This is a genomic window from Cupriavidus sp. DF5525, assembly GCF_040149425.2.
Taxonomy (GTDB): domain Bacteria; phylum Pseudomonadota; class Gammaproteobacteria; order Burkholderiales; family Burkholderiaceae; genus Cupriavidus; species Cupriavidus pickettii_A.
In genome coordinates this window covers 1,564,263-1,588,241 of sequence record NZ_CP168267.1, presented here as the reverse complement: position 1 = coordinate 1,588,241, position 23,979 = coordinate 1,564,263, and the positions used below count along the sequence as shown (strand labels likewise).

At 62.3% G+C, this 23,979-nt stretch carries 15 protein-coding genes, 1 tRNA gene and 2 pseudogenes; 11 read left to right on the top strand and 7 right to left on the bottom strand.

The window, feature by feature from the left end:
• Window positions 1–57 precede the first annotated feature (57 nt).
• On the bottom strand, window positions 58–2,004 hold the full coding sequence (locus ABNX08_RS41845) for an Atu1372/SO_1960 family protein (protein ID WP_349607938.1): 1,947 nt from the start codon (window positions 2,002–2,004) through the stop codon (window positions 58–60).
• 91 nt (window positions 2,005–2,095) lie between these two features.
• Window positions 2,096–3,109, bottom strand: a complete 1,014-nt coding sequence (locus ABNX08_RS41840) for a tripartite tricarboxylate transporter substrate binding protein (protein WP_349607936.1) — start codon at window positions 3,107–3,109, stop codon at window positions 2,096–2,098.
• A 413-nt stretch (window positions 3,110–3,522) separates the two neighbouring features.
• On the opposite strand from ABNX08_RS41840, the gene ABNX08_RS41835 reads away from it, so the two are divergent.
• From ABNX08_RS41835 to ABNX08_RS41815, 5 genes are all read left to right on the top strand, one after another.
• Window positions 3,523–4,218, top strand: coding sequence for an ABC transporter ATP-binding protein (locus ABNX08_RS41835; RefSeq protein ID WP_349607934.1), 696 nt, complete (start codon window positions 3,523–3,525; stop codon window positions 4,216–4,218).
• A 3-nt stretch (window positions 4,219–4,221) separates the two neighbouring features.
• Window positions 4,222–6,747 (top strand): FtsX-like permease family protein, encoded by a 2,526-nt coding sequence (locus tag ABNX08_RS41830; protein WP_349607932.1) that lies wholly within the window; start codon window positions 4,222–4,224, stop codon window positions 6,745–6,747.
• Window positions 6,744–7,820: a lipocalin-like domain-containing protein gene (locus ABNX08_RS41825; RefSeq protein WP_349607930.1), complete on the top strand. Its 1,077-nt coding sequence runs from the start codon at window positions 6,744–6,746 to the stop codon at window positions 7,818–7,820. Before ABNX08_RS41830 ends, ABNX08_RS41825 begins: the two co-directional genes overlap by 4 nt.
• Window positions 7,821–8,768: 948 nt before the next feature.
• Window positions 8,769–8,844: transfer RNA gene (locus ABNX08_RS41820), tRNA-Met, on the top strand.
• A 405-nt stretch (window positions 8,845–9,249) separates the two neighbouring features.
• Window positions 9,250–9,624 carry a VOC family protein gene (locus tag ABNX08_RS41815; RefSeq protein ID WP_349607928.1) on the top strand — a complete coding sequence of 125 codons (375 nt, stop codon included), beginning with the start codon at window positions 9,250–9,252 and terminating at the stop codon, window positions 9,622–9,624.
• A 129-nt stretch (window positions 9,625–9,753) separates the two neighbouring features.
• Here the strand turns inward: ABNX08_RS41815 and ABNX08_RS41810 are convergent.
• From ABNX08_RS41810 to ABNX08_RS41795, 4 genes and pseudogenes are all read right to left on the bottom strand, one after another.
• Window positions 9,754–10,748, bottom strand: a pseudogene (locus tag ABNX08_RS41810) (IS3 family transposase); the annotation flags it as partial.
• Window positions 10,749–12,095 carry an IS110 family transposase gene (locus ABNX08_RS41805; RefSeq protein ID WP_349607926.1) on the bottom strand — a complete coding sequence of 449 codons (1,347 nt, stop codon included), beginning with the start codon at window positions 12,093–12,095 and terminating at the stop codon, window positions 10,749–10,751. It abuts the pseudogene before it with no gap.
• 293 nt (window positions 12,096–12,388) lie between these two features.
• Window positions 12,389–12,574, bottom strand: a complete 186-nt coding sequence (locus tag ABNX08_RS41800) for a transposase (protein WP_367576174.1) — start codon at window positions 12,572–12,574, stop codon at window positions 12,389–12,391.
• 141 nt (window positions 12,575–12,715) lie between these two features.
• A pseudogene (locus tag ABNX08_RS41795) lies at window positions 12,716–14,030 on the bottom strand (IS4 family transposase).
• Window positions 14,031–14,457: 427 nt separating this feature from the next.
• Between ABNX08_RS41795 and ABNX08_RS41790 the strand changes: the two are divergent.
• From ABNX08_RS41790 to ABNX08_RS41765, 6 genes are all read left to right on the top strand, one after another.
• Window positions 14,458–15,333, top strand: a complete 876-nt coding sequence (locus ABNX08_RS41790; RefSeq protein WP_349607924.1) for a cyclase family protein — start codon at window positions 14,458–14,460, stop codon at window positions 15,331–15,333.
• 227 nt (window positions 15,334–15,560) lie between these two features.
• The gene (locus ABNX08_RS41785; RefSeq protein ID WP_349607922.1) at window positions 15,561–16,622 is read left to right on the top strand and encodes a porin; all 1,062 of its coding nucleotides are present in this window, start codon (window positions 15,561–15,563) and stop codon (window positions 16,620–16,622) included.
• A gap of 501 nt (window positions 16,623–17,123) precedes the next feature.
• The gene (locus tag ABNX08_RS41780) at window positions 17,124–18,263 is read left to right on the top strand and encodes a hypothetical protein (RefSeq protein WP_374063768.1); all 1,140 of its coding nucleotides are present in this window, start codon (window positions 17,124–17,126) and stop codon (window positions 18,261–18,263) included.
• A gap of 8 nt (window positions 18,264–18,271) precedes the next feature.
• On the top strand, window positions 18,272–19,450 hold the full coding sequence (locus tag ABNX08_RS41775; protein ID WP_349607918.1) for a thiolase family protein: 1,179 nt from the start codon (window positions 18,272–18,274) through the stop codon (window positions 19,448–19,450).
• Between the two features lie 17 nt (window positions 19,451–19,467).
• Window positions 19,468–19,920, top strand: a complete 453-nt coding sequence (locus ABNX08_RS41770) for an OB-fold domain-containing protein (protein WP_349607916.1) — start codon at window positions 19,468–19,470, stop codon at window positions 19,918–19,920.
• A gap of 1,101 nt (window positions 19,921–21,021) precedes the next feature.
• Window positions 21,022–21,774: a TetR/AcrR family transcriptional regulator gene (locus ABNX08_RS41765; RefSeq protein WP_349607914.1), complete on the top strand. Its 753-nt coding sequence runs from the start codon at window positions 21,022–21,024 to the stop codon at window positions 21,772–21,774.
• A gap of 357 nt (window positions 21,775–22,131) precedes the next feature.
• Here ABNX08_RS41765 and ABNX08_RS41760 read toward each other — a convergent pair whose 3' ends face one another.
• Window positions 22,132–23,880, bottom strand: a complete 1,749-nt coding sequence (locus ABNX08_RS41760) for an MFS transporter (protein ID WP_349607912.1) — start codon at window positions 23,878–23,880, stop codon at window positions 22,132–22,134.
• Between the last annotated feature and the right edge of the window lie 99 nt (window positions 23,881–23,979).

Below are 23,979 nucleotides of genomic sequence, written 5' to 3'. Positions count from 1 at the left end.
CTTTAAAGCAACTGCAGTGGTTTATTGGAACGATCACGTTTCAGGCCGCGCATGGAATCAGGCGACCTCGACGATCAGTTCGATTTCCAGGCAGGCGCCGAGTGGTAACTGCGGCACGCCGAACGCGCTGCGCGCGTGCTGGCCGCGCGTGCCAAACACCTCGGCGAGCAGTTCGCTGGCGCCATTGGTCACGAGGTGCTGCTCGGTGAAGTCCGCTGTCGAATGGACGAGGCTGGTGAGCTTGACGATCCGCACGATCGAATCGAGGTCGCCGGTGGCGGCGTGCAGCGTCGCGAGCAAGTCGATGGCAACCAAGCGGGCCGCCGCGATACCGTCGGCGGTGCGCAGGTCGTCGCCAAAGCGGCCGGTCCGAACCTGGCCATCGACGCGAGAGAGATGGCCGGACACGTGGATCAGCTTGCCGGACCGCACGCTCGGCACATAGGCCGCCGCCGGGCCCGAAGCCTTGGGCAGTTCGATGCCGAGCTGCGTAAGCTTATCGTAGATTCGGGGCGCCGGCGCGAACGCCGGACCGTTCGGTTTCAGGCGCATGCCGGGCTTGAGATGCTGCCATGGCAGGTCCGCCGGATCGGCGATGAACGGACCGGGCGCACGCACCACGAAAATGTCTTCCGCGATCGCGGCGAAGTCGGCGCGGAAATGCACCGAGCTCTTGTTCACGAGAATCTTCATCCCCGCCGGATCGATGCCGACCGCGCGGTACATGTTGCGGTCGAGCAATTGTGCCTTGGTCGAGCTAACGGCAACGAGCACGCCATCGAGCCGCAGTCGCGCCATTGGTCCCATGTTGGCAGCCTTGCCGTGCATCATCGGTCCGCCGTAGACGAACTTGCCTTCAGACAGCGCCTCCACCTCGAAGGTCGCCCGCAGCGGGGCATCCTCGCTCACCTGTGGGCAGCCGCCAAGCGCAATTTCGATCCTCGCGCCAACACCAGCCTGGTGCGCGGCCGCGGCCGCGGCGGGATCGCAGATAATCCCGATCGCGGCGTCCTGCGCGCCGGCCTTGAGAAGCGCACGCAGCATGCCCATGGTGTTGCCATCGCCGCCGACGCCCGGGTTGTCCTGCGTGTCCGCGAGGATCACTGGCCGCGTGGCCTTTTGCGCGATCCGCATGGCACGCTGCACCGCTGCATCCGGCTCCTCGAACTGCACGGCCCACTGGCTCTCGGGTTCGCAGATGCGCGCGAACAGTGCGTCGACGGCCCGCTCGACGCGGGTTCTGTCGAAGCCGTACCCCCAAACCACGGGACCGCACTCGGCGAAGTCGGCCGCGGGAAAGCCCGGTGTGAACGACAGCGACAGCACGCCTTGCGGCTCCAGCTCTTCGAGCAGGCCGTAGATGCCTTGAGCGGGCTGCATCATCGTGGACATGCTGTTGACCGGTATCAGGAACGGCACGCGTCGTGCCACCAGGTGCGCACGCGACTCCCGCCTGCATAACTCCAGCAGCATCTCGGCTGCCCGCTTGCCGGTGGCGGCCATGTCCACGTGTGGATAGGTGCGATACGCCACCACTCCATCCGCCAGCGCGAGCATCCGTTCGGTGACGTTGGCATGCAGATCCAGCGAGACCACGATCTTCATGTCCGGGCCGGCCACGGCACGGATGCGCGCCAGCAACTCGCCCTCGCCGTCGTCGAGGTGCTGGGCCACCATGGCGCCATGCAGGTCGAGATAGATCGTGTCGTACGAGGCCGTCCTTACCGCCTCCACGATCTCGCCGGCGATGCGCTCGTAGGCATCGGTCGTGACGTGGGCCGAGGCCCCGGCAGCCGCCCAGATCACAGGCGTGACGGTGTGACCGTGCTCGCGAACGTGGTGGATGAAGCCGCTGATCGGCACGTTCACACCCAGCAGGTCGTAGATCGCCTCGCCGCGCACCATGGCGGGAAAATCCTCGCCACGGACGAAGCTCTCGTAGGTGGCCATGGTTGGGGCGAATGTATTGGTTTCGTGCTGGAAACCGGCAACTAGGATATTCAAGGAAGACCTCCTTGGAACGGGATGCTGGAACGAGGCGGGGCCGGCGACGCCAGCGCCGGCGCCGCCATGGGAACGGCCGTGACGGGTGGAATTATTGCGGCGTCAGCTTTATCGAGCCGGCCATCTTCCTGAACTTCTCGGTCTCGGCGACGTAGAACTTCGCGGAGGCCTCGAGCGTCTGCGGCCTCATCGGCTGCACGCCGGAGAGCTCAAGCGCCTTGATCAGTTCGGGCGACCGCAGCGCTTGCTGCGAGGCGTCCATCAATACGCGGGCACGCTCCGCCGGGATGCCGGCCCTGCTCATGACGCCTAGCCAGATCGAATAATTGAACTCGGACTTGCGTGCGACGCTGGTTTCGGAGATGGCAGGCACATCGGGCAGCGTTCGCATGCGCTGCGTGTCCAGCACTGCGACCGCCTTGATCTTGTGCGTTTCGAGCAGCTGCGTGGAGGCACCGAGGTTTGGCAGAATCGTCATGTCGATCTGGCGACCGGTCAGGTCTGCCAGCATCGGCGTGGCGCCCTTGTACGGCACCTGCAGCATCTTGGCGCCGGTCAGCTGAGCGATGTATTCGGCGACGATGTGGTACATGGTCCCGTAGCCCGGATTACCGAAGGTCAGGCTCTTGCTGCCTGCCGACTTGCTGGCCGCGATGATCTGTTCGAGCGAGTTGTACGGCAGGTCGCTGCGCGTCATCACGACGAGCGGGTGGTTCGAGACCGGCGCCAGCAGGGCCAGCTCCTCCGACTTGTACTTGGCGCTGGCGAGCGCCAGCGGCGTCAGGATGGCCTCGTTGGGCGAGCCCATGATCAGCGTGTAGCCATCGGCCGGACGGCTCAGCAGGCGCTGCACTGCCAGCGCGCCGCCGGCGCCGGGCAGATTCTCGATGACCACGGGCTGGCCGAGCGCCTTGGCCATCGCCGGCTGCATGGCCCGCGCAAGAACGTCAGCGGGGCCCCCCGGCGGGAATGCGACCAGCATCGATATCGGCTTGGTGGGAAACGCGTCGGCGGCGGACGCCGGCGCGCTGGTCAGCGTAATCCCCAGGATGGCGGCACTAAGCGCGATCCAGCGTTTGACGGGGGGTAGTCCTCGGTCTTGCATGTCGTCCTCCACTTTCTTAGACCTTCTCGCGTAGATACGAGAATCGGTTGTGTGGGGGGATTGTTGGCTGGAAAATTTGTTCGAGGAACAGCAATCTTTACACGAAATCGTTGCCCTACGGGCAACGCAGTGCAGGCAGGTCATGCGTGAAATCAATCAAATGCGGCTGAAATAACTTTCAAGAGGTGCTCGTGTACCGCTCGCGATCCGTGGCGTTGCCGAAGTGCTCAACACGTGCCCTCGGTCATTACGCGGCAGGTACTGGGGGAGGGGTCCCAGTCGTTCCATTCGGTGGGTCATTCCTCCCTTTCTTGTTACCTATGTGGCGCCTTCCCATGGTGGCAGAATGGCTTGTGCCCGCTCTCCCGTCATTGGTTTGCCGTGGACGCGCGCCTTGCGAGGTTGACAAAATTGTGCTGACCCTTACAGACGTCTCCAAGACATACAACGGCGCCCGACCGCGCACGGTTCTCCGAGGAGTCAGTCTTGCGCTGGACGCCGGCGAATATGTCGCCGTCATGGGTGAATCTGGCGTGGGCAAGTCAACGCTGCTCCACCTGATCGCCGGCCTGGATCGGCCCGACAGTGGCCGCATCCAGTTCGACGGACAGGATCTGGGCAAGCTGAACGACGATGCCGCAACCTTGCTGAGGCGGCGAAAGCTGGGGTTCGTGTTCCAGGCCTTCCATGTTCTGCCGAATTTGAGCGCGGCACAGAACGTGGCGCTGCCGCTGCTGTTGAACGGCCTCGAGCGGGAAAAGGCGTCGGCGCGCGTTGCCGAGATGCTTGCCGCGGTTGGGCTTGAGGGGCGCGAGGACAGTCTGCCGCGCGAGCTTTCCGGCGGGGAACTGCAGCGGGTGGCAATTGCACGTGCCCTGGTACACCGGCCGATGCTGCTGCTGGCAGATGAGCCGACTGGCAACCTTGATCACGAGACGGCTGCGCGGGTGCTAAGCCTGCTGCGCGAACTGGTCAACGCAAATGGCACGGCCGCGGTGATCGTCACGCACTCGGCACTGGCTGCGGCGACGGCGGATCGCGTCTTGCAATTGACGCCAGGCGGATTGACGCCGCTGGGGCCACTGCCGCCAATAAGCCCGGCCGCCTAAGCCATGCGAACGCGAAGCTCGCTCGGCCTTGTGCTACTCCTGGGCGAACTGCGCGCCCATCCCGGACGCGCCATCATCGGCATCCTTGCCGTGGCCATCGGTGTGGCAATGGGCTATGGCGTGCATCTGGTCAACCACGCTGCGTTGGCGGAGTTTTCCCAGGCGGTGCGCTCCTTGATGGGGAATGCCGATCTGGAGATCCGCGGGCCGCGCATGGGCTTCGACGAATCGCTCTATCCGCGCATCGCGGGCCTGCCGGAGGTGGCGGCGGCCAGCCCTGTGGTGGAAGTCAATGCGCTGGTGCCGGGGCGCACCGGTGCGCTGACGCTGTTTGGCATCGATGTGTTCCGGGCGGCGCCTGTGACACCCAATCTGATCGGGCGGCCCACCGAGGAGCGCGCGGGCAAGCTCGACGTTCTCGATCCCGACGCCGTGTTCCTTTCGCCGGCGGCGCTGAGCTGGCTCGATCTCAAGCCCGGGGACCCGCTCACCGTGCAAGTCGGGCTCACCGCGCTTACGCTGCGTATTGCCGGCACGCTGCCGGCGGCGGGCGAGGGCATGCGCCTGGGCGTGATGGATATCGGTGCGGCGCAGTGGCGCCTCGACCGGCTTGGCCTGCTGCAGCGGATCGACGTCAAGCTTAGACCGGGAGTGGACACGGGCAACTTTGCGCAAGCGCTGGCCGCGCTGCTGCCGCCAGGTGTGGTGGCGGGTTCGCCGCAGGACAACGCGCGCCGGACTTCCAACCTGTCGCGCGCCTATCGGGTGAACCTGAACGTGCTTGCCCTGGTCGCGCTGTTCACAGGCGCCTTCCTGGTGTTCACGATGCAGGCTGTATCGGTGCTGCGGCGGCGCTCGCAGCTTGCACTGCTGCGCGCCTTGGGGATGACGCGCGCTGGTCTGCTGCGGCTGCTGCTGGCGGAAGGCGTGGCTCAAGGCACGCTCGGCGCGATGCTCGGCCTGGCGCTTGGCTTTGTCCTCGCCGCCGCGGTACTCGGGTACGCGGGCGGTGATCTGGGCGGTGGCTACTTTGAAGGTGTAAAGCCCAAGGTCCGCTTCGACGCGCTGGCAGCGCTGATCTTCTTCGCGCTCGGCTTGTCCGCGGCGGTGCTCGGCAGTTTCGCACCGGCATGGGAGGCCGCCCGCGCGCGGCCGGCGCAGGCGCTCAAGGCGGGCGATGAGGAGACACCGCTCAAGCGGCTACGCTCGCCGTGGACCGGGCTTGCTGCGATGGCAGCCGGGCTTGGGCTGACGCCACTGCGGCCGGTGGCGGATCTGCCGGTCTTCGGTTATGCGGCGATCGCCCTGCTGTTGGTGGGCGCCATCCTGCTGATGCCATGGCTGGCGCATCTTGTGTTCGGCTTGCTGCCCTCTTCGCGACAGGCTGTGCCGCAGCTTGCCCTGACCCAACTCGCCGGCGCAGCGGGCCGCGCGTCCATCGCCCTGGCCGGCATTGTCGCCAGCTTCAGCCTGATGGCCGCGATGGCGATTATGGTGTCAAGCTTCCGCATCTCGGTGGACGATTGGCTGCACAATGTCCTGCCGGCCGACCTCTATCTGCGTGCATCGTCTTACGGCGATAGCGCGTATTTCTCGCTTGACGACCAAGCCGCCATCGCCAGCGTCCGTGGCGTTGCGCGTGCCGAGTTTCTACGTTCGAGCCAGATCCTGCTTGATCCCCAGCGTCCCCCCGTAACGGTCATTGCCAGGCCGATCGATCCGCGCAATCCGGGCGCGCGGTTGCCGCTGACGGCTGCGCCCGTCGCGGCGCAGCCGGGTGATCCGCCGGCGGTATGGGTCAGCGAGGCGATGGTCGACCTCTATGGCTTCCGCCCGGGACAACGTATCACGCTGCCGCTGCAGGGCCGGGCCGTCGCCTTCCTGGTGGGCGGCGTGTGGCGCGATTACGCGCGCCAGTATGGTACGGTGGTGATCAGCCAGGACGATTATCGGCGGCTCACGGACGAGTGGCGTGTCACTGACGTCGCCCTGTGGCTGGAGCAGGGCAACGGCCCGGCGCAGGTCAAGGAGAGGCTGCGCCAGCGCGTCGCCGGCGGTGAACACATTACCTTCGCCGAGCGCGGCGAGATTCGCACCATCACCCTGAAAATCTTCGACCGCAGCTTCGCAGTGACCTACCTGCTGGAGGGTATAGCGGTCGTGATAGGCCTGTTCGGCATCGGCGCCAGCTTCAGCGCGCAGGCCTTGGCTCGTGCGCGGGAATTCGGCATGCTGCGGCATCTCGGCTTCATGCGTTGGCAGATCGGCGCGATGCTGGCACTGGAGGGCGCGTTACTCGCTCTGCTTGGCGTGGTAGCCGGTCTTGCGCTGGGATGGGTCATCGCCTTGATCCTGGTTCACGTTGTCAACCCGCAGTCGTTCCACTGGACCATGAGCTTGCATGTGCCTTGGGCATTCCTGGCCCAGGTGGCGAGCGCGGTGGTGGCAGCGGCCTCGCTGGCTGCGCTGGCGAGCGGGCGGCAGGCGATGTCGCGTAGCGCCGTGCGCGCGGTGCAGGAGGATTGGTGAAGCGGCGCTCATTCCTGCTGTTGTTGCCGGGTTCCGGCGCGGCGGCCGCGGCGCTGGGCGCAGCGCCCGCTTATCCGCCAGTCGACGCAGGTCGAACCCTGGCCTTCCCACGCGACCACGGCGCGCACCCCGACTATCGCACCGAATGGTGGTATGCCACCGGCTGGCTGCAGACGCAGGCAGGAGCGCTGCTCGGCTTCCAGGTTACGTTCTTCCGCTCGCGCCCGCAGTTTGACCAGGCCAACCCAAGCCGCTTCGCGCCGCTGCAACTGCTGTTCGCCAATGTCGCACTGAGCGAGCCTGTGGTCGGCAAGCTCCAACACGACCAGCGCGCGGTGCGCAGCGGCTTTGGCCTGGCGCTTGCCAATACTGCCGACACCGATGTGTACATCGACAACTGGTCGCTGCGCCGAGAAATGACGGGGCGCTACCGAGCCAGAATTCCCGCGCGGGATTTCACGCTCGATCTGACAATGGAGCCAACCCAGAGGTTGCTGCTACAGGGCGAACGGGGTTACAGCCGCAAGGGCCCTCTGGCGGCCCAGGCGAGCTATTACTACAGCCAGCCAGGGCTGAAGGTGAGCGGCACCTTGAAGCGGGGCAGCCAGCAGGAAACCGTGCACGGCACCGCCTGGCTGGATCACGAATGGTCGTCGACCTTGCTGGCCGACGAGGCCGTCGGCTGGGACTGGCTCGGCATCAACCTGGATGACGGCGGCGCGTTGATGGCTTTCCAGATCCGGGACAAGGCGGGGCGCAAGTTCTGGGGAGGCGGCACGCTGCGCGGCAGCGACGGTCACGTCCAGGTACTGGCTCCCGAAGAGGTCAACTTCATGCCGGCGCGCCATTGGCGCTCACCTCGTACGGGCACGAGCTATCCGGTTGCCATGGGGTTGAACGCAGGCGATCTCACGCTCGAACTGGTACCGCTGATGGATGATCAGGAACTCGATAGCCGCGCGAGCACCGGCGCGGTCTATTGGGAGGGCGCGGTGACAGCGCTGCGGGGAGGCAAGGCGGTCGGACGGGGCTACCTCGAACTGACCGGGTATTTCCAGCGCCTCAATCTTTGACTTGAGGCACGGCCCGGGCGGATGGAGCAGCCCGCCGGCGGTGCCGGGCACGCTGCTGACTGGCGTGGAGAGGGCTTTAGGAGTCTCGTCAGCCGTGAAAATTGCAGACGATGCCTATATCAGGGGGCGGGGCAATTTCGCAGACGGTGTCTACGAAATGTGGTTGATGGCCCAAGCTTGGTAGAACAGGGGCATCTGCTGCTGGTTGCGCTCCGCAAACCTCACGCAGGCTCAGCCGCATATCGCCGACGGTTATGCAAACGCGCCGTTAAGGCAACTCAACGCCCTCTTGTCGGAGTGCGTAAGTCAGGTGGGCCTGCAGCGTGGGCGCCTGGCGAGAACCAGCGGGGTAGGTTTCAAGGGTTCTGCCATCGGCTACCACGGTGCGCCGAGCAGCGACGATCTCGCTGGTGATCTGAAAATCCTGTATTGGTGTAACGCCATAGTGATCTGAGAGCCACTTATACTCCATCCGTTCTGTCGTCAAGGTGCGCTCCAGTCGTTTAGCTGGCAGACGTTTAATAATCCCACGAATTCTTGATTATCCGGGCTGGCTTTGACGATGCTGGACGTTCCCACGGCGCATGCGCCTTGGCTCGAACAGGCAGCGGCCCATGCGGCCCAGATCGGCGAGGATGCGGCCAGGGAACAGCATACCTGGCTGGAAGCGTAGGGGCGCGATCAGGCTGGGCGTCATTCTCGGATGCGGTCCTCGTTCGGTGCGGAAATGCTTCTGGCTTGGCGTGCTGCCGCGCCTTACGCCTTGCTGGTCCATCCGAGGCGGTGCCCCTCGGCTGCGATCCCCCTCCAGGTAAGGCCTGACACAAGAGCGAGCTTCCGGAGCCAGCGCCAAAGCGGTCGGCCCGAGAAGACCCGCTCAGAGCTATCTGCACAGGTTTTTTTGTGTAAGGGGTATCCAGGTGCTGCCAACCAGCGTATATTGCGTCCCGCGGGGTGGAGCAGTTGGCAGCTCGTCGGGCTCATAACCCGAAGGTCGCAGGTTCAAGTCCTGCCCCCGCAACCACATTCATCCAAGCCCCGCCGGAGCAATCCGCGCGGGGCTTTTGTTTTAGTTCCAGCCGCAGACGCACGTATTGCCTTCCGCCTTATGGCTCGCTTAGCTCGTCGACCTGTTGTGGTTTTCCCGCTCTACCGGAGGCCATGAACTCGGTAATACTGAAGTCCGTCATTCAAACGTTGCTTGTCCGTTACTGACCATTCTGGCGCAACCTTCGGAAACTCAGCAAGCTTATCCAATCCTCTGCCCATGCTTGTTCCAGGTTGAAAAGTAGTCCATCTAGTACGCTATCGATAGATAGGTGGACCGCCTTGTCGAAAAAATCAGTCACCATCTCCCGTGTGGTAACGGCCGCTGAAGACCGTCTTTACGTTGATGGCTGGCTAAGGCCCACACACTTCAGGAGAACTCATGTTTGACCACGTCAAATTCGGAGTCAGCGACTATGCAGCGAGCAAAGCGTTCTTCCTCAAGGCACTCAAACCGCTCGGCGTAGCTGTTGCCTCGGAGGGGGCGCCGACGTACGGTGTCGAGCTTAGCCCAAAGGGTAAGGCTTCATTGTGCCTGTACCAAACCGAGGAGAAGCCGGCGCATCTTCACTTGGCGTTCACGGCCGAGAATCGCCAGCAAGTCGAAGCTTTCTATCGCGCGGCTCTGGAGGCGGGTGGCAAAGACAATGGTGCGCCTGGTCTGCGCCCGCACTACCACGCGAACTACTATGCAGCTTTCGTCATTGGTCCGGACGGGCACAACATCGAAGTGGTTTGCCACGAACCCGAGGCCTAACCCTTCCATCGAGGGACGTCCACAAGCGGGCTTCGCCCACTTGCGGCCGCCCCTCATGTCAAACGTTGAGCGTTCGCTTTTTGGCGGCGGGCCGCACCGCGCGTACGACAGCTCTGGGGTTACCCCGTTTCATCGGACAGATCTGCATTTGAATTTTATGTCGATGGGTTTTCTCCTTGTAATGGGGCGGTGTAGGCCCCGGTGTAGCGGCGGATTCATGACACCGACAGGTAGCTTTTCAAATTCCTGCGGGGAGAGATAGCCCAGAGCACTGTGCAGGCGGTGCGGGTTGTACCCCAGCCTTCGAGGAAAGTAAACAGCGCTTGGCGGGCCTCGTCGTGCGAGACAAATCGAGTGCGCGCGAGCAGCTCACATTCGAGCGTAGCAAAAAAGCTCTCGCACATTGCATTGTCGAAGGCGTCTCCCACCGAACCCATTGAGGGGCGCACACCGGCTTCACGGCAACGTCGCCCGAACGCAATGGAGGTGTACTGGCACCCTTGATCCGAGTGGTGAATGACATCCTCGGGGCGGCGCTGCGCGAGCGCCATATCCAGCGCCTGCAGCATCAACTCGGTACGCAGATAGCTGCCCATAGCCCAGCCAACAATCCGGCGGCTGAACACATCCAACACCACCGCGAGATAGAAGAAGCCTGCTGCGGTCGGTATGTAGGTCGCATCGGCGACCCACAGACGGTTCGGTGCGTCAGCTTGGAAGTGGCGCTGCACGAGATCTGGAGCCGGTCGTGCCCCAAGTGCTCGCCGCGTGGTCTTTACCCAGCGGCGCCGGCTCACGCCGCGCAGGCCCGCTTCACGCATCAGGCGCGTCACGCGCTTGCGCCCGACGTGTATTCCTTGCCGGGCCAGCGTCGCGTGAATGCGCGGCATGCCATAGGTGCCGTGCGAACGCGCGTAGATGACCCGGATGCGTGCCAGCAGGTCCATATCCCGCAGCGCATGGGCCGATGGCCGGCGTTGATTCCACGCATGGAAACCGCTGCGCGAGACCTTGAGCAGCCGTGCCATGGTCGCCAAGGGCCAGGTGGCCTGGTTCGCCTTCATGAATTCGTACCCTTGTCGGGCAGCGAGTCGGTCTCCCGGGCGAACCAGGCCGCGGCTTTCCTAAGAAACACCATCAATGGCTTCGAGGCGGAACCCGAAGTTTGCCGCTCGCCGCTGAAGCTGCTTGACGACACGGTCTCGGTAAGCCGCCTCGTAATAATCGGCACCGGGATCTTTATAGTCGGCCCCGTAGCGCATTGTGTTATAGAACAGCACGGCAATCTTCCGTGCTGTCGCCGTCACCGCCTTTGCCTTGCCGAGGCGGGCCGCAAGGCGCCGATAAAAGGCGCCAAGCGCAGTATCGGTGCGGCCCACCGTCACTGCTGCCAAGCGAAGATGGGCGGCGACTGGATTGCTCGACCTGCGTGTTCGCGAAGACAGGACCTTGCCGCCACTGATTTTGCAACCTGGCGACAGCGACAGCCAAGACGTAAAGTGCTTAGCAGTCGGCCAACGGCTCAGATCAGTGCCGCATTCCGAGACCAGGCGCAGCGCGAGGTAGGGGCCAATGCCATGGATTTGAGTCAGATCAGTGCCCGTGATGTGATGCAGCAGTGGTCGTGTGTCGAAATCGACGGCGTTGGGCTGTTTGGTTCGATGACGTGGCTTAGGCAGCGGTGCGGTGGGCGCAGGGGATTGCGCAGCAAGCCTCGTCAGTAATTGCTCGATCTGCCGGTCGCATTGCTCGACCTGTCGCTGATAGAAGTCATACAGTTCCAGTGCCTGCTGTAGCGCAAAGACGTGTTCGGGCTGATAGTTGCCTTGCAACGCGGCTTCGATCACCTCGTGCGTTGCCTTGCATCGGAGATCACGCATCCGTGCCAGTACTTTAGTGTCACGCTCGCCGGCGATGATGGCCCGCACGATCCTCAGCCCGGTCGCCCCCGTTACATCGCTGACGACGTGATGAAGGTGCAGATTCATGAACGTCAATGCCTTCTGCATATGCTGGATATGGGCGGCAGCGTAATCCAGATGCCTTTCTCTAAGCCGCAGGTACGCGCGTAGCGCCGCGATCTCCCGGCCCGGACGAAAGCTGGCCCGCAGAAGACCGCAAGCATGCAAGCGCTGTAACCATTGGGCGTCCTTGATATCGCTCTTGCGGCCGGGCACGGCGCGCGCTTCGCGCGCATTGGTGACGATGACCTCCAGCCCCGCGTCCTCCAGCACCTCATACACCGGGATCCAATACACGCCGGTGGATTCCATTGCCACCGTCGTGATCCCCAGCGCGGACAACCAGTTGGCCATTCGGTGCAAGTCACCGGTGAAGGCTTGAAACGTCTGCACTGGCTCGGTACACAATTCGCTGGGCACCGCCACGACATGGAAGCGGGCACCGATATCGATGGCCGCAGCACGTGCGTTGAGAATCGGTAGACCTACCGCCTTGGATCGCCTGCTCATGGTCACCTCCTGCGTTGAGCGCCCGGACGGGGACACGGACAAGCATCACTTTCCTAAACGGGGTCACCGAAGCGCCACCAAAATCGGGTCCGCAGATCCCCTGGACCATGTTTGCCGACGGGGTGGAATATCGCCAAAAAGCTGACGGCCTCGGGCCCGGGTGCCACGACAGTGTAGGCGCCGCGTGTTTCTTCTGCCCGGGCCGCGACGGGTCGCGAAGTCAGTTTGCCAATATATCGCGCTCCATCTTGACCTGACGAAGCTCTCTACGACGACGGGTCAGTTCCTGACGCTCAGCAGTGCTCAGGCCATCGTGACGCTTTCCGGCGTCGCGGTCGGGCTTGTGCGACCCAGTTGTAGATGGTCTGGGCAGTGGGTTCGAATTCCTTGGCCAGGTCTTCCGGCGTCCGGCCGGCATGGACCAGGTCAATCATTTGCTGCCGGAAAGCGTCGGCATACGGCGCTCGAGTTTTGGCCATGATGGGTACCCCCTACGGTTCAAGATAGTGGGTGTCCAAAAAAGCGGGTCATCTCCACTCAGGGGCGTTCTGAGACCCTCGCCCCACCCCGCAGATTGGCGATGAACCAGAAAAAAAAGCGACCCGATGGGTTAATGCCGTTCAGTTATGGTCCCGGTTGAGGAAGCGAACGGCATAGCGTGAAGGGCGTGACTTGACGACCCGGTCGCATGAGCGGCCGGGTCGTTTTACATTGGGCAGAGACTTTAGGCGCTCGCGTAGGCGCCGCAGACAGTCGGGCAATTTCGCAAAGGCTGGCGTGACGGCTGCCCACATCATCTCGTGCTGGATAACATGGAAGGCGCGGACGAAGCTCATGTCGGTCGGCGCGAGCTTCGCTTCTCGGGCGGCGCTGGCCATCTCGCGGCGAATCAGGTTGTAGGCGATCAAGGCGCCCCAAATTTCCTGACATACCCCATCGACGGTTCAACTGCGCAAGGTCAGCTCCATGCCGAGCATCGACTGCTTCAGTTCCCGGTAGCTCGTTTCGATCTGCCAGCGACGTTCGTAACAGGCGACGATATCAGCAGGTTTAAAGCGTCGGCGATCGAGCAGCGACGTCAGCAGAATTCGGCTACGTCCGCGTGCATCGATCGTGCGGATCGCCCGCGCCTGCCAGAATTCTGGCAGCGCCGGACACTTCTTGCGTGCCTGCGGCGACACACGCATGCGTACTGTGGCATCCTCGGGCGTGCCGGCCATAACCTCCCAGCACGTGTTGGATTTGGCCGGAATCAGGAAGTGGCGGTTGTGCCCGCCCATCGTCAGGCCGCACAGTATCTCGGCAGCCAGGAAGCCTTTGTCGAATACCGTCAGTGAATCATCCCGTATCTGCGGCAATAAGCCTTTGGCGTACACCATCTCATTGCTTTCATAGCGACCGAAGCTGGCGCCTGCGACCAGATGCGTGGGGATCGCAGTCAGCGTCACCACGCGCACCTGCGGATAGCTGGAGACCCTGCGAGCGTAAGCTTGGGCGCCGAAGTGCTCGCGGTTGGCGGGGCTGTCGGTCGTGCGTAGCGTGGTGCCATCCATCGCCCACAAGCTGAGTGCCTTGAAGGCGTAAGTCGCTGGCGTCCTGCAGACTCCAAGCGCGCGCAGTTCGTTCGAACAGCCAGGCCAGCGGCGCCTCGCCAACGCGCTGGCGGGCTTGTGTTGCCGCACTTTTGCTGTCGAACGGCGCCACCTCGTCAGGCAGTGCCAGCTCCAGATTGTCGAGCACTTCGCTGATCGACCAATGGCGGTACATCGCCAGCGCAATCACCAGCCATACCACCTGTTCAGCGGGCAACCGACGGCGACGGATACTTGTCGCCTCTACCGCGCGCTCGATCCACTCGTACGGAAGATGCTCAGTCAGCCGACTTACAGGGGCGCCGTCTCTGACGCCACCCGGAGCCTGGCCGTGCTGGACCAATTGTCACTCTGTTTGCCGCTGCTGGCACAACAGGTGCGCTGGCTAGCTGTCGTGACACCCCTTTCCCTGCGCTAGCTCTACAGCGGATCGATTCACGGGCGGCATCATCTGACCAACCACTCACTCCTTGTATTCCGCCGGATAGCGTTTCGTTTTCCCATCATTTCAGTCCTGGCATTGACCTCATCAAAAGCCGGCTGGGCGACACCTATCCCGACATGGAGAGGCATGCAATCACAAAAAACCATAACGTCGATGAAAAAAAGTTCTTTCATTCTAAGTGGTACTGCAGGATACTCACGAGTATCAATACAACCGTATGGGTTTTGTTGACCCTGTGAAGCATGAGGAGACGGGCAGGCGAACAGCAGCAACGTTGCGACACCGAGTGACGAATGCAACATCTTCAAGCAGAAGGAGTAGTCGGGTGAGTCAGGAAGCGTGGAATAGATGGGGGGCCGACGACGAACGCGGCGCGCTTAACTTCATCGGGCCAGAGGAGGTAAAGAGCGCTAGCGGGCTGGTACGCACGGGCGAGGTGCTGCGGCTGGCCCAGCTATTGTCGCCTGCGACGCCGGTGCCTGGGCACCGCTGTGGGCTGCAACACTTCATGGGAAGGGACGGCGGTGACTATGCCGCCGGCGGCCGGCGGCCGGGCGGCTTCCAGTTTGCCGAGGATTCCGTAGTCATGCCGCTGCATATCGGTACGCATGTCGATGCCCTCTGCCATGCCTGGTATGACGACAAGCTATACAACGGCTACCTCGGTGACACGATACGCAGCACCACTGGTGCGTCGCGTCTCGGAGTGGAGAAGATGCCGCCCGTCGTCACGCGAGGCCTGCTGCTGGATCTGGTGCGCCAGAAAGGCAGCGTGCTGAGTCCAGGTCAGTCAATAGGCCGTGCCGACCTCGAAGCGGCCGCGGAGGCGGCTGGCGTAAAGCCGCGGCGCGGCGACGCCGTGCTGCTGCGCACAGGATGGCTGGAGTCGCAGAAGGGCATCAAGCGGCCGACATTCGATGAGGAGCCGGGTATCGACGTCGAGGCGGCATTGTGGCTGGCCGAACACGAGGTGGCAATCGTTGGCGCCGACAACTTTGCGGTGGAGGTTTTACCGTTCCCCGAAGGGCGGATTTTCCCGGTGCATCAGTTGCTGATCCGCGACTTCGGCGTCCCGTTGCTGGAGGGGCTGATGCTGGATCCACTCGTCGCGAGCGGCCGGCATGAATTCATGTTCGTCGCCAGCGCATTGCCGATCGTGGGTGCAACGGGAAGCCCGCTTTCTCCGGTCGCCATTCTCTGAGGCATTGCTACCGATCCGGAAAGCGCGCAAGGGCGATAAGCACATCGCAAAATGAAATCACCGGGTCGTGGCGATTCAAAGCGTCCGCCGGGATCCAGGCGTCTTGTCCACGACGTTCTACGCCGGAAAAATGCGACTTTTCAATATAAGAGATAAGAAATTCTTGCCTGAATCAAGAAAAACCACGATCGAAGTTTGAAAAAATATAATCAACAGGAGGAGCGAACGTGATCAGGAGATTATCCACAGCTTTACCATTGTTGGGTCTGGCAGGCGCCGCCGCGCATGCTCAGACACAATCCAATGTGATTCTTTACGGCGTGGTCGATGCCGGTTTCGAATACGCGACGCATCTGCCAGCGGGCAATCACAGTGCCCTGCGACTGCAGGACAGCAATGCGGCCGGTTCGCGCTGGGGCTTGCGTGGTGTTGAGAGTTTGGGCAACGGGTGCCAAGGAATCTTTGTGCTTGAGAGCGGCTTTAGTCTCGATACGGGAATGGCCGCCCAAGGCGGACGGCTCTTTGGTCGCCAGGCATTTGTTGGACTTGGTGCAAAGAATTCGCAGCTATTGTTCGGGCGGCAGTATTCGGTAAATTTTGCATACGCGCTGATTTTTGATCCGATGCAGCTGGCGACACGCTATTCCATCGCGTCCAACGACAACCCCGGTGGGCCGGGTACTCGTTACGATAATTCAGTGAAGTACACTGGAAACTATGGTCCGGTTTATACGGAAATCACGTATAGCTTCGGTGTCGACGGAGGGGCGGGAGTGAATGGAGAAGTGCCAGGAAATTCCAGGGTCGGTCGGGAATATGGTGCTTTGCTTGTCTATAGCGGAAGCAACTTCGATCTTGGCGCAATTTATGAAGAGATTGCCGGGTCAACCGTTGCAACAGTGGACGACAAGACGCGGCGAGCGAGCGCGGCAGGCGGGTTTGCCTTCGGCCCGGCGAAAGCCTTTGTTGGCTATCGTTATCTGAGCACAGTACGCGGACCGATCACGTCTCGGGCCGATCTATATTGGGCCGGTGCGAAGTGGAAGATCTACCCGGCTTTCACACTCGCGGCTGCTGCGTATTATACGAATAGTCGCGCTAGTGGCGCCGACCCATGGATGTTTACGGTCGCGGGAACGTATGCGTTCTCCAAGCGGACTTCCCTCTACACAGCTGGTGCGTACGCCAGAAACAAGGAAGGCTCGAATCTTGGCGTTAGCGGCTATGGCACCGTGATGCCGGGGGAAAACCAGCTTGGCGTGGTTCTCGCCATTCGTCATAACTTCTAAACATACTGATTGCTCGTTCCCGGATACTGCGTGCCGGTTGTCGCCGGTGGTCTCCTGAAGTCGGCCCACGCAGCATCCGGTTCTTTAAGCTTCCGTGACCGTCAGGAAGAGAAGGCCTCCGTGGCTCGGATGGTTGACTTGCTGTGGAACTGCGAGACCAGCCAAAGCGGCTGGTCTTATTGTTTGTGGCGCGGCATTGCTTTCGACTGCCCCCGACCGGTCGCCAGACCCCGGGTTAGGCCATCCTGGCCGCTGCACCTCTTTGCTCAGAATCCGCAGGGGGCATCGGCTTCTCGATGCTCGCAAGATAAAAGTCGTACGATATGCTACTGACTAGTAGACGTGAGTTCCAATGGGGTGATACGATTCTGAAAAGTACGGAATCATGAGTTGTCCAGTTGTACCTTCATCGCATCTGTGCTGTTTGCGACGGCGTTGAAGCGACTGACGCTCGCATATGCGAAGGCCGTTGTGCCTTTGCACTCCACTTCTGAGGACTACATGTCACTGAACCGACCTGCAGCCGTTATCGGCTGCGCTATCCGGGTCCCGGTCAAGTCAGACCGGCACTCACTAGAAGAAATTCTTTACGAGGTATCGCAGGCCGCGCTGAAGAATGCGGGGCTGACGATGGAGCAGATCGATGGGATCGTGGTGGGATCCAACGACCAGTTTGACGGACGCGCCATCTCAGTGATGGCCGCTTCGGGCTCCGTGGGCGGCGTCGACCGCGACATCCTGTCCACGCCCTCGGCGGGCGAGCACGCCTTCGTGATGGGGGTACTGCGGGTTGCCTCGGCCCAGTACGAGACACAGCTCGTTCTGGCGTGGGGAGTGACCGAGACGACATCGCTGGCGGAAGCCGAGCGCCTTGGCGCGGATCCGTATTTTCATCGGCAGCTGCCACTGGACGACCTGTCGTCGTTCGCGCTGCAGGCAAACGTCATCGTCCAGGCCCAGCCGCAGACCGAGGCCCTGGCGGCGGCGGTGGTGGAGCGCAATCGGCGGCATGGCGCGATCGCCTACCCGGAGGCCGTGGGTCCGGTCGAGACCGCGGAGCAGGTTGGTGCCTCGAAGGTGAAGCGCTGGCCGGTGCGCGAAGCGATGATGCGCCCGCCGGTGGGTGGCGTGGTGGCGTTGGTGCTGGCTTCGCAGGCCGTCGTGGACAAACAGGGGATCGCCAATCCGGCGTGGGTGCGAGGTATGGGTTGGGCAACGGAGGCGGCGTTCCTGGGCGACCGCGACCTGAGTGCTGCGCCTGCGCTGGAGGAGGCGGCGCGGCAGGCGTTCGGCGAGGCGGGCGTGCAGGGCGTGCAGCAGATGGATGTTGCCGAACTCACGGGGCCGACGCCCTACCAGGAACTGCTGGTTTGCCAGGCGTTAGGCGTTGCGCGGGCAGAGCAGGGGGACGACGCGGCGCCGGGGGAAGCAGGCGGGCCGACGATCAACCCGTCGGGCGGGCTTGCCGCGATCAATCCGGTGTTCTGTGGCGGCCTGGTGCGTATTGCAGAAGCCGCCAATCAAGTCAGGGGCGTGGCCGGCAGCCATCAGGCGCCGTTGGTGCGTAGTGCGCTGGCGCAGGCGGCTAGCGGCCCCGCGATGATGTACCAGACCGTCGTGGTCTTTGGCCGCGACCAGTGAGGAAATCCATGAATTATCCACGCGTAGGAATCATCGGCATCGGCCAGTCCGCGTTCAAGCCGCGGCGCGACGATGCCAGTTACCCGGACCTGGTGCGCGAGGCGGTGGTGCAGGCGATGCACGACGCCCAGACTGGCTTCGAGGACATCGATTCGATCGTCTATTCGCTGTCGCCCGACGCGATGGTGGGCATTGGCAACGCCGAGCGGCTGGGCGTCGATGCGGTGGGAGCGCGCAACAAGCGCTTCCTGCGCATCAATACCGGCGGCGCGACCGGCATCTCCAGTGTGGCTGCGGCCTACTACCACATCGCCTCCGGGGCCAGTGAGGTGGTGATGACCGCCGGCGCCGACAAGGTCGGCGAGTGCGGCGACTCGCAGACGGTGCTGAACAAGATCTGGGACCCGATGTACGAGCGGTCGCTGCCGCTTGGGACGATCACGATGTTGGCGATGTCGGCGGTGCGCTATATGGAGAAGTACGGACTAACCGAGGGCGATATGGCCGAAGTGGTGGTGAAAAACCGCTATCACGCCTCGCTCAACCCGAACGCCCACCTGCGCAAGACGACCACGGTCGACGAGGTGCTGGCCTCGCGCCTGATCAGTTGGCCGGTGAAGCTGATGGACTGCTGCCCGCAGTCCAGCGGCGGCGGTGCGATGGTGTTGGCGTCGGAGAAATACATCAAGGACCGCAAGCTGGACGCGGTGTGGATCACCGGGGTAGGCCACTGCTCGGAAAGCTACTACATCGGCGATCGCATGGGCAACGGCTTCACGGCGGACCATGCCGACGCGTTCGCGCTCAAGGGCTCGTTCGAGCGGGCGTACCGCATGGCCGGTATCAGCGATCCGCAAAAGCAGGTGGACGTCGCCGAACTTTATGCGCCATTCAGCAACACCGAGTTCCACTCGATCGAGGCGGCGGGGCTGGCGGGGTTGGGCGAATCGCCCGCGCAACTCAAGCAGGGGCGTTTCACGCTCGGCGGGGAGATTCCGGTCAATCCGTCGGGCGGCACGTTGTGTACCAACGCGATTGCGGTGACGGCCATGATCCGCGTGGCAGAGGTGGCGTTGCAGGTGTCTGGCCGCGCAGGCGGGCATCAGGTCAAGGGCGCGCGCGTGGGAATCGCGAGCGGTAATGGCGGCGACCATCAGTTCTTCGGAACGATGGTTGTCGAGGCATAACATCGAAAGGAAAACAAATGGAACTGCTGAAGCGCCGCGAGGCCTGGAACATCGTTTATAACCACGCGCTGGGCGAGACCGCGAGCTGGTTCTACGTGCAGATTCGTGACAACGCGAAGATCTACGGGCGCCGCTGTGGCAAGACGGGGCGCGTGCTGGTGCCGCCGCGGGCGTTCTCGGATCAGACGTTGGAGCCGACGACCGAATGGGTGGAGGTTGGTCCGGGAGGACGCATCGAGACGTTCACCATGGTGTACGAGCCGTTCCAGGGTCTACCTGATCCGCCCTATGCATTTGGCTATGTGCTGCTGGACGGAGCGGACACGGCAATCGGAGGCTTCTTCCGGGGCGTGGACCTGAGCGACCCGGCCGCCGCGGCGCAGACCTTGAAAGTGGGCACCCGCGTCACCACGAAATTCGCCGAGCAGCGTATCGGCGACGTGGTCGACTTCTGGTTCGAGGTCGAGTGATGCAGCGGCGAGGCAACATGGAAGCCGGAGAGCGTTGATCGGTGCCGGAGCGGCGGGCTTGTGTTCCGCAAAACACAGGCTCGCCGCCGGCATGGAAGTGGTCGTCTATAAGGCCGGATGTAGAGTGGGTGGCCGTTGAGACTACTAAAATGATAACGGGATTTCGCCGGCCTATCGGTCGCTGCACCTCAACTCAAAGGTTGCAGTGACCGCATATGGAACGCCGCTGTTTCCCGACCATGATCAGGTAAGTCGGTAGCTCCAGGCGTATGCTGAGCACTTTGACATGGTCCGCCACATACGCTTTCGTTCGAAGGGCGTAGAGACATAGTCGACATAGTCGGACAACGGGCGCTGGCACGTCCGTCTCGAAAACGGTACCGACGACGAGTTCGATGCAGTCCTCGTCGCCACCGGTCACCGGGGCGTGCCGATGCACCTGGACGCATCCCACCAGCCATCCGAGCCTGATGTCACACTTTCTATGGAATCGCATCAAAGTCAACGCCCGGTATCGAGTCGGTACAGGGCGACGATGTGCGGTTCCCGGATGGCAGCGCTAAGCGCTCCGATACTGTGATCGCAGCCGCCGGCTGTGCCGTGCACCTACCTTTCCTGGACCCGTCGCTCCGGCCGCTGGAAGGACGCAAACTCGAACTTTTCCTGCGCGTCGGTCACCGCACCATCAAACCGATTCCGCAACCTGGCGACTTGTCGCGCAACTATTGGGAACGGGCCGCCACTGGCCCCCTCTTGCTGCGGCGCTGCACCGAGGGGGTAGAAGACTCGACACTATCCACGGCTTCTTTGCGACAATTGCTATTCCATCAACATTGAATGGCAGACCCCTAGCGGTCTCGGGCGCATCCATGGCTGGACTGTCGCGCATCACGCTATCCATCCGGCCTTCGCGGGAAACCTGTGCTGGTGACAGTCGACGTGGATGAGGGCGTGCGCGCGCTAGGGCGCTGGGCTCCTGCGCCGGGGATCGGTCAACGCGTGATACGCCACGTCGAAGTGCACGAAGAGACGCCTGCCGAGGCTACAAAAGATGAGCAAAAGGCTCTAGAATGATGACGGTTAGCAGCGGAACCCATTAGTATGAAAAAAATACCTGATCGTAAGCAAGGCGAATCGGCGCCAAAAACCCAGGCGCGTGCCGTGGCATCGGAGAAAGCAGCCAGCCGCCCGGCAAGGGCGAGCGGTGCTGCCGAGCCGACTGACGACATTCGCGACGCGATTTCACACCTCAAGCGGGAGCGGATTATCGCGGAAGCGGTAGGTCTCTTTTACACGCAAGGGTTTGCCAACACCACGCTGGATGCAGTAGCCGAGCGGATGAAGGTGACTAAGCCGTTTATCTATTCGCACTTCAAGTCCAAGAACGCGCTGCTGGGCGAGATCTGCTCGCGTGGTATCCGCGCGTCGCTGGACGTGGCGAATCGTGTGACTGCTTCGGAGGGCACGCCTACCGAGAAGCTCCGTGCCTTGGTGCGCGATTTCATGCTGGCGGTGATTCAGAATCAGGCGCATATCGCGATTTACACGCGCGAAGAGAAGCACCTGTCCGAAGAGGATGCGGCGGCGATCAACGACATGCGTCGCGAGTTCGACCGCAAGCTGTGCGATCTGCTGGACCAAGGAATTGCCGCAGAGGAATTCATCGTCGAGGACGTCAAGCTTGCTGCACTGGCGATCGGGGGCATCGTCAGTTGGTCGTACGTCTGGTACCGGCCCGAGGGTAGACTGACGGCGGGCGAAACCGCCGAGCACGTGGCGGAGCTGGTGTTGTCGATGAGCCAGGTCAAGAAGCGCCGCAAACACACGCGACCCGCGACGACAGAAGCGGCGTGAACGCATGCTGGCGTTACCCCCGAGGAACCTGTTGACGGGTTGGCCGGGCCCGCCAACGATCCGCAAGCCTTGCAAGTCAATGCCGTCGAGTGGCGGACGACTTGCCCGTCTCCATGTTCGATCAACATTTCTTCCATGCGAGTTCGAAGAGCCTGCGTCATTGCCGTGAGGCGGTGAACGGTTCCATAAGCATGCGTTGGCCTGCCAGCTGTTGACACCTTGTCCGACATGCGCCGTGCATTATGTGTCCGAATTCCCTGCGGTGCGGCGAGTTGAATGCGAGCGGCGCGAAATGGGCCATACAGCTGGCGCATATGTCCGCCCCATCGGCCGCATCGCAGGGACCATTGCATCGCGTCAGGATCCGGCGGTCAAGTTCTTGCCCCGGACAGCTGGCTTCCGCCTTTCATCCATTGGCTCGTCAGGCAGCACGTCTCCGGAAAGGCCGGTAGCGTCCTGCAAGGGCGCGTTCAATTCGCGGTTCCTTGTTTCCGGCAGGCAAAGCGTGCTGATCACGATGGCCAGGGCGAAAAACAGGACGGGATACCAGAGGCCGAAATAGATGCCGCCATTGGAAGCCACCATGGCGAAGGCCACACTGGGCATGAAGCCGCCAATCCAGCCAGCGCCGATGTTGTAGGGCAACGATAGTGCGGTGTAGCGAATCCGGGTCGGGAAAAGCTCGGTCATCCACGCCGACGCTGGCGTGTAGATCATCCCGAGCAGCGAAAGAAGATAGGTCATTATGACAATGAGCGCGCCGCGATTGATTGCGTGCGGATTCGCCGATTCCGGATATCCGCTCGCGCTCAGCGCTTGCTGAACCCGAGTCTGGAAGCGCTTTTCCTCCTCCTGAAACGCGGCTTTCGTCAGGTTGGCACCTTCAAACGCCTCGATTCGCAATTGGCCGATGTGGATGATCGCCGTCGCCTCCGATGGCAAGGGTTGATTCGAATACGGCACCATCTTGCCGGCCAGATAGCCCTTCGCAATGTCGCAGGAACTGAATAGCTTCGTGGCACTGACCGGATTGAACTGTACGGAGCATTTGGCCGGGTCGGCATACACAACGACTGGCGCTGTCTGTTGCGCTGTTTCCAGCGTCCCGTTGCCATAGTGCGTCATCGCCCGAAATGCCGGCTGTAGCGTCAACGCCGCCAGCAGAGTTCCCATCACGAACACCGGCTTGCGGCCGATCCTGTCCGAAAGCCAGCCGAACAGTATATAAGTCGGCATGCTCATCAACAGTGACGGCAGCAGGATCCAGTTGATTGTCACCGGATCGATACCCAGCGTTTTGCTCATGAAGAACTGCGTGTAGAACTGGGATGTGTAGGCAATTACCCCGATCGCGGTGTTCACACCGAATGCGAGCAGGATGGCGGTGCGCAGATGCTTCCAGTCACCGAAAGCCTCGCGTACAGGCCTGCGCCGGCCATGACTTGCGGCCTTCATCTCGGCAAAGATCGGTGATTCCTTCAATCTGAGACGCAGCCACATGGCAATGCCGAACAGCAAGGCCGACGCAAGGAACGGGATGCGCCACGCCCATTCTCCAAACGCATCCTCGCCAACCCAGGTCCGAATGGCCAATGTGACGGAGGTCGACATGATGATGCCAGCCGGGGTCATGGCGCAGAGCCACGAGACGTCGAGGGCTCGCTTGTTCGGTGGCGAATGTTCCGCGACGTAAACCAGCGCGCCCCCATATTCGCCGCCGACCGCGAGGCCCTGCAGAATGCGCAGAAAAATCAGGGTCGCGGGTGCATAGATACCCCATGACGCGTAGGTGGGCAGCAGGCCAACCAGGAACGTTGGCAATGCCATCAACACGATGGTCGCGACGAACGTGCGTTTGCGGCCGATCAGGTCGCCAATCATTCCGAATACCAGCGATCCGAACGGTCGGGCCACGAAGCCAGCGGAAAACGTTAGCAAGGCGAAAATGAAGGCGGCGGATGGATTTACGCCGCCAAAAAATTGCTTGGCCAGGATCGGCGCAAGTGTGCCGTATAGAAAAAAATCGTACCACTCGAACGCCGTGCCCAATGACGAGCTAATGATGACTCTCCGCCTTTCCCCTCTTGCATCGGTCTCGATGTCCATTGTCATGTGTCTCCTCCTGCCTTTTTGTCCGCCTTCGTGCAAGCGGTTTGCTGTGATGAAAAACGCTGGGCGATTCGCGCGACTGGGCGCCCGGTCAAA

Excerpts from the sequence above, each read along its gene's own strand:
- ABNX08_RS41840 (WP_349607936.1), bottom strand. The coding sequence starts at position 3,109 with ATGCAAGACCGAGGACTACCCCCCGTCAAACGCTGGATCGCGCTTAGT.
- ABNX08_RS41830 (WP_349607932.1), top strand. The coding sequence starts at position 4,222 with ATGCGAACGCGAAGCTCGCTCGGCCTTGTGCTACTCCTGGGCGAACTG.
- ABNX08_RS41815 (WP_349607928.1), top strand. The coding sequence starts at position 9,250 with ATGTTTGACCACGTCAAATTCGGAGTCAGCGACTATGCAGCGAGCAAA.
- ABNX08_RS41805 (WP_349607926.1), bottom strand. The coding sequence starts at position 12,095 with ATGAGCAGGCGATCCAAGGCGGTAGGTCTACCGATTCTCAACGCACGT.
- ABNX08_RS41800 (WP_367576174.1), bottom strand. The coding sequence starts at position 12,574 with ATGGCCAAAACTCGAGCGCCGTATGCCGACGCTTTCCGGCAGCAAATG.
- ABNX08_RS41780 (WP_374063768.1), top strand. The coding sequence starts at position 17,124 with ATGTCACTGAACCGACCTGCAGCCGTTATCGGCTGCGCTATCCGGGTC.
- ABNX08_RS41775 (WP_349607918.1), top strand. The coding sequence starts at position 18,272 with ATGAATTATCCACGCGTAGGAATCATCGGCATCGGCCAGTCCGCGTTC.
- ABNX08_RS41770 (WP_349607916.1), top strand. The coding sequence starts at position 19,468 with ATGGAACTGCTGAAGCGCCGCGAGGCCTGGAACATCGTTTATAACCAC.
- ABNX08_RS41765 (WP_349607914.1), top strand. The coding sequence starts at position 21,022 with ATGAAAAAAATACCTGATCGTAAGCAAGGCGAATCGGCGCCAAAAACC.
- ABNX08_RS41760 (WP_349607912.1), bottom strand. The coding sequence starts at position 23,880 with ATGGACATCGAGACCGATGCAAGAGGGGAAAGGCGGAGAGTCATCATT.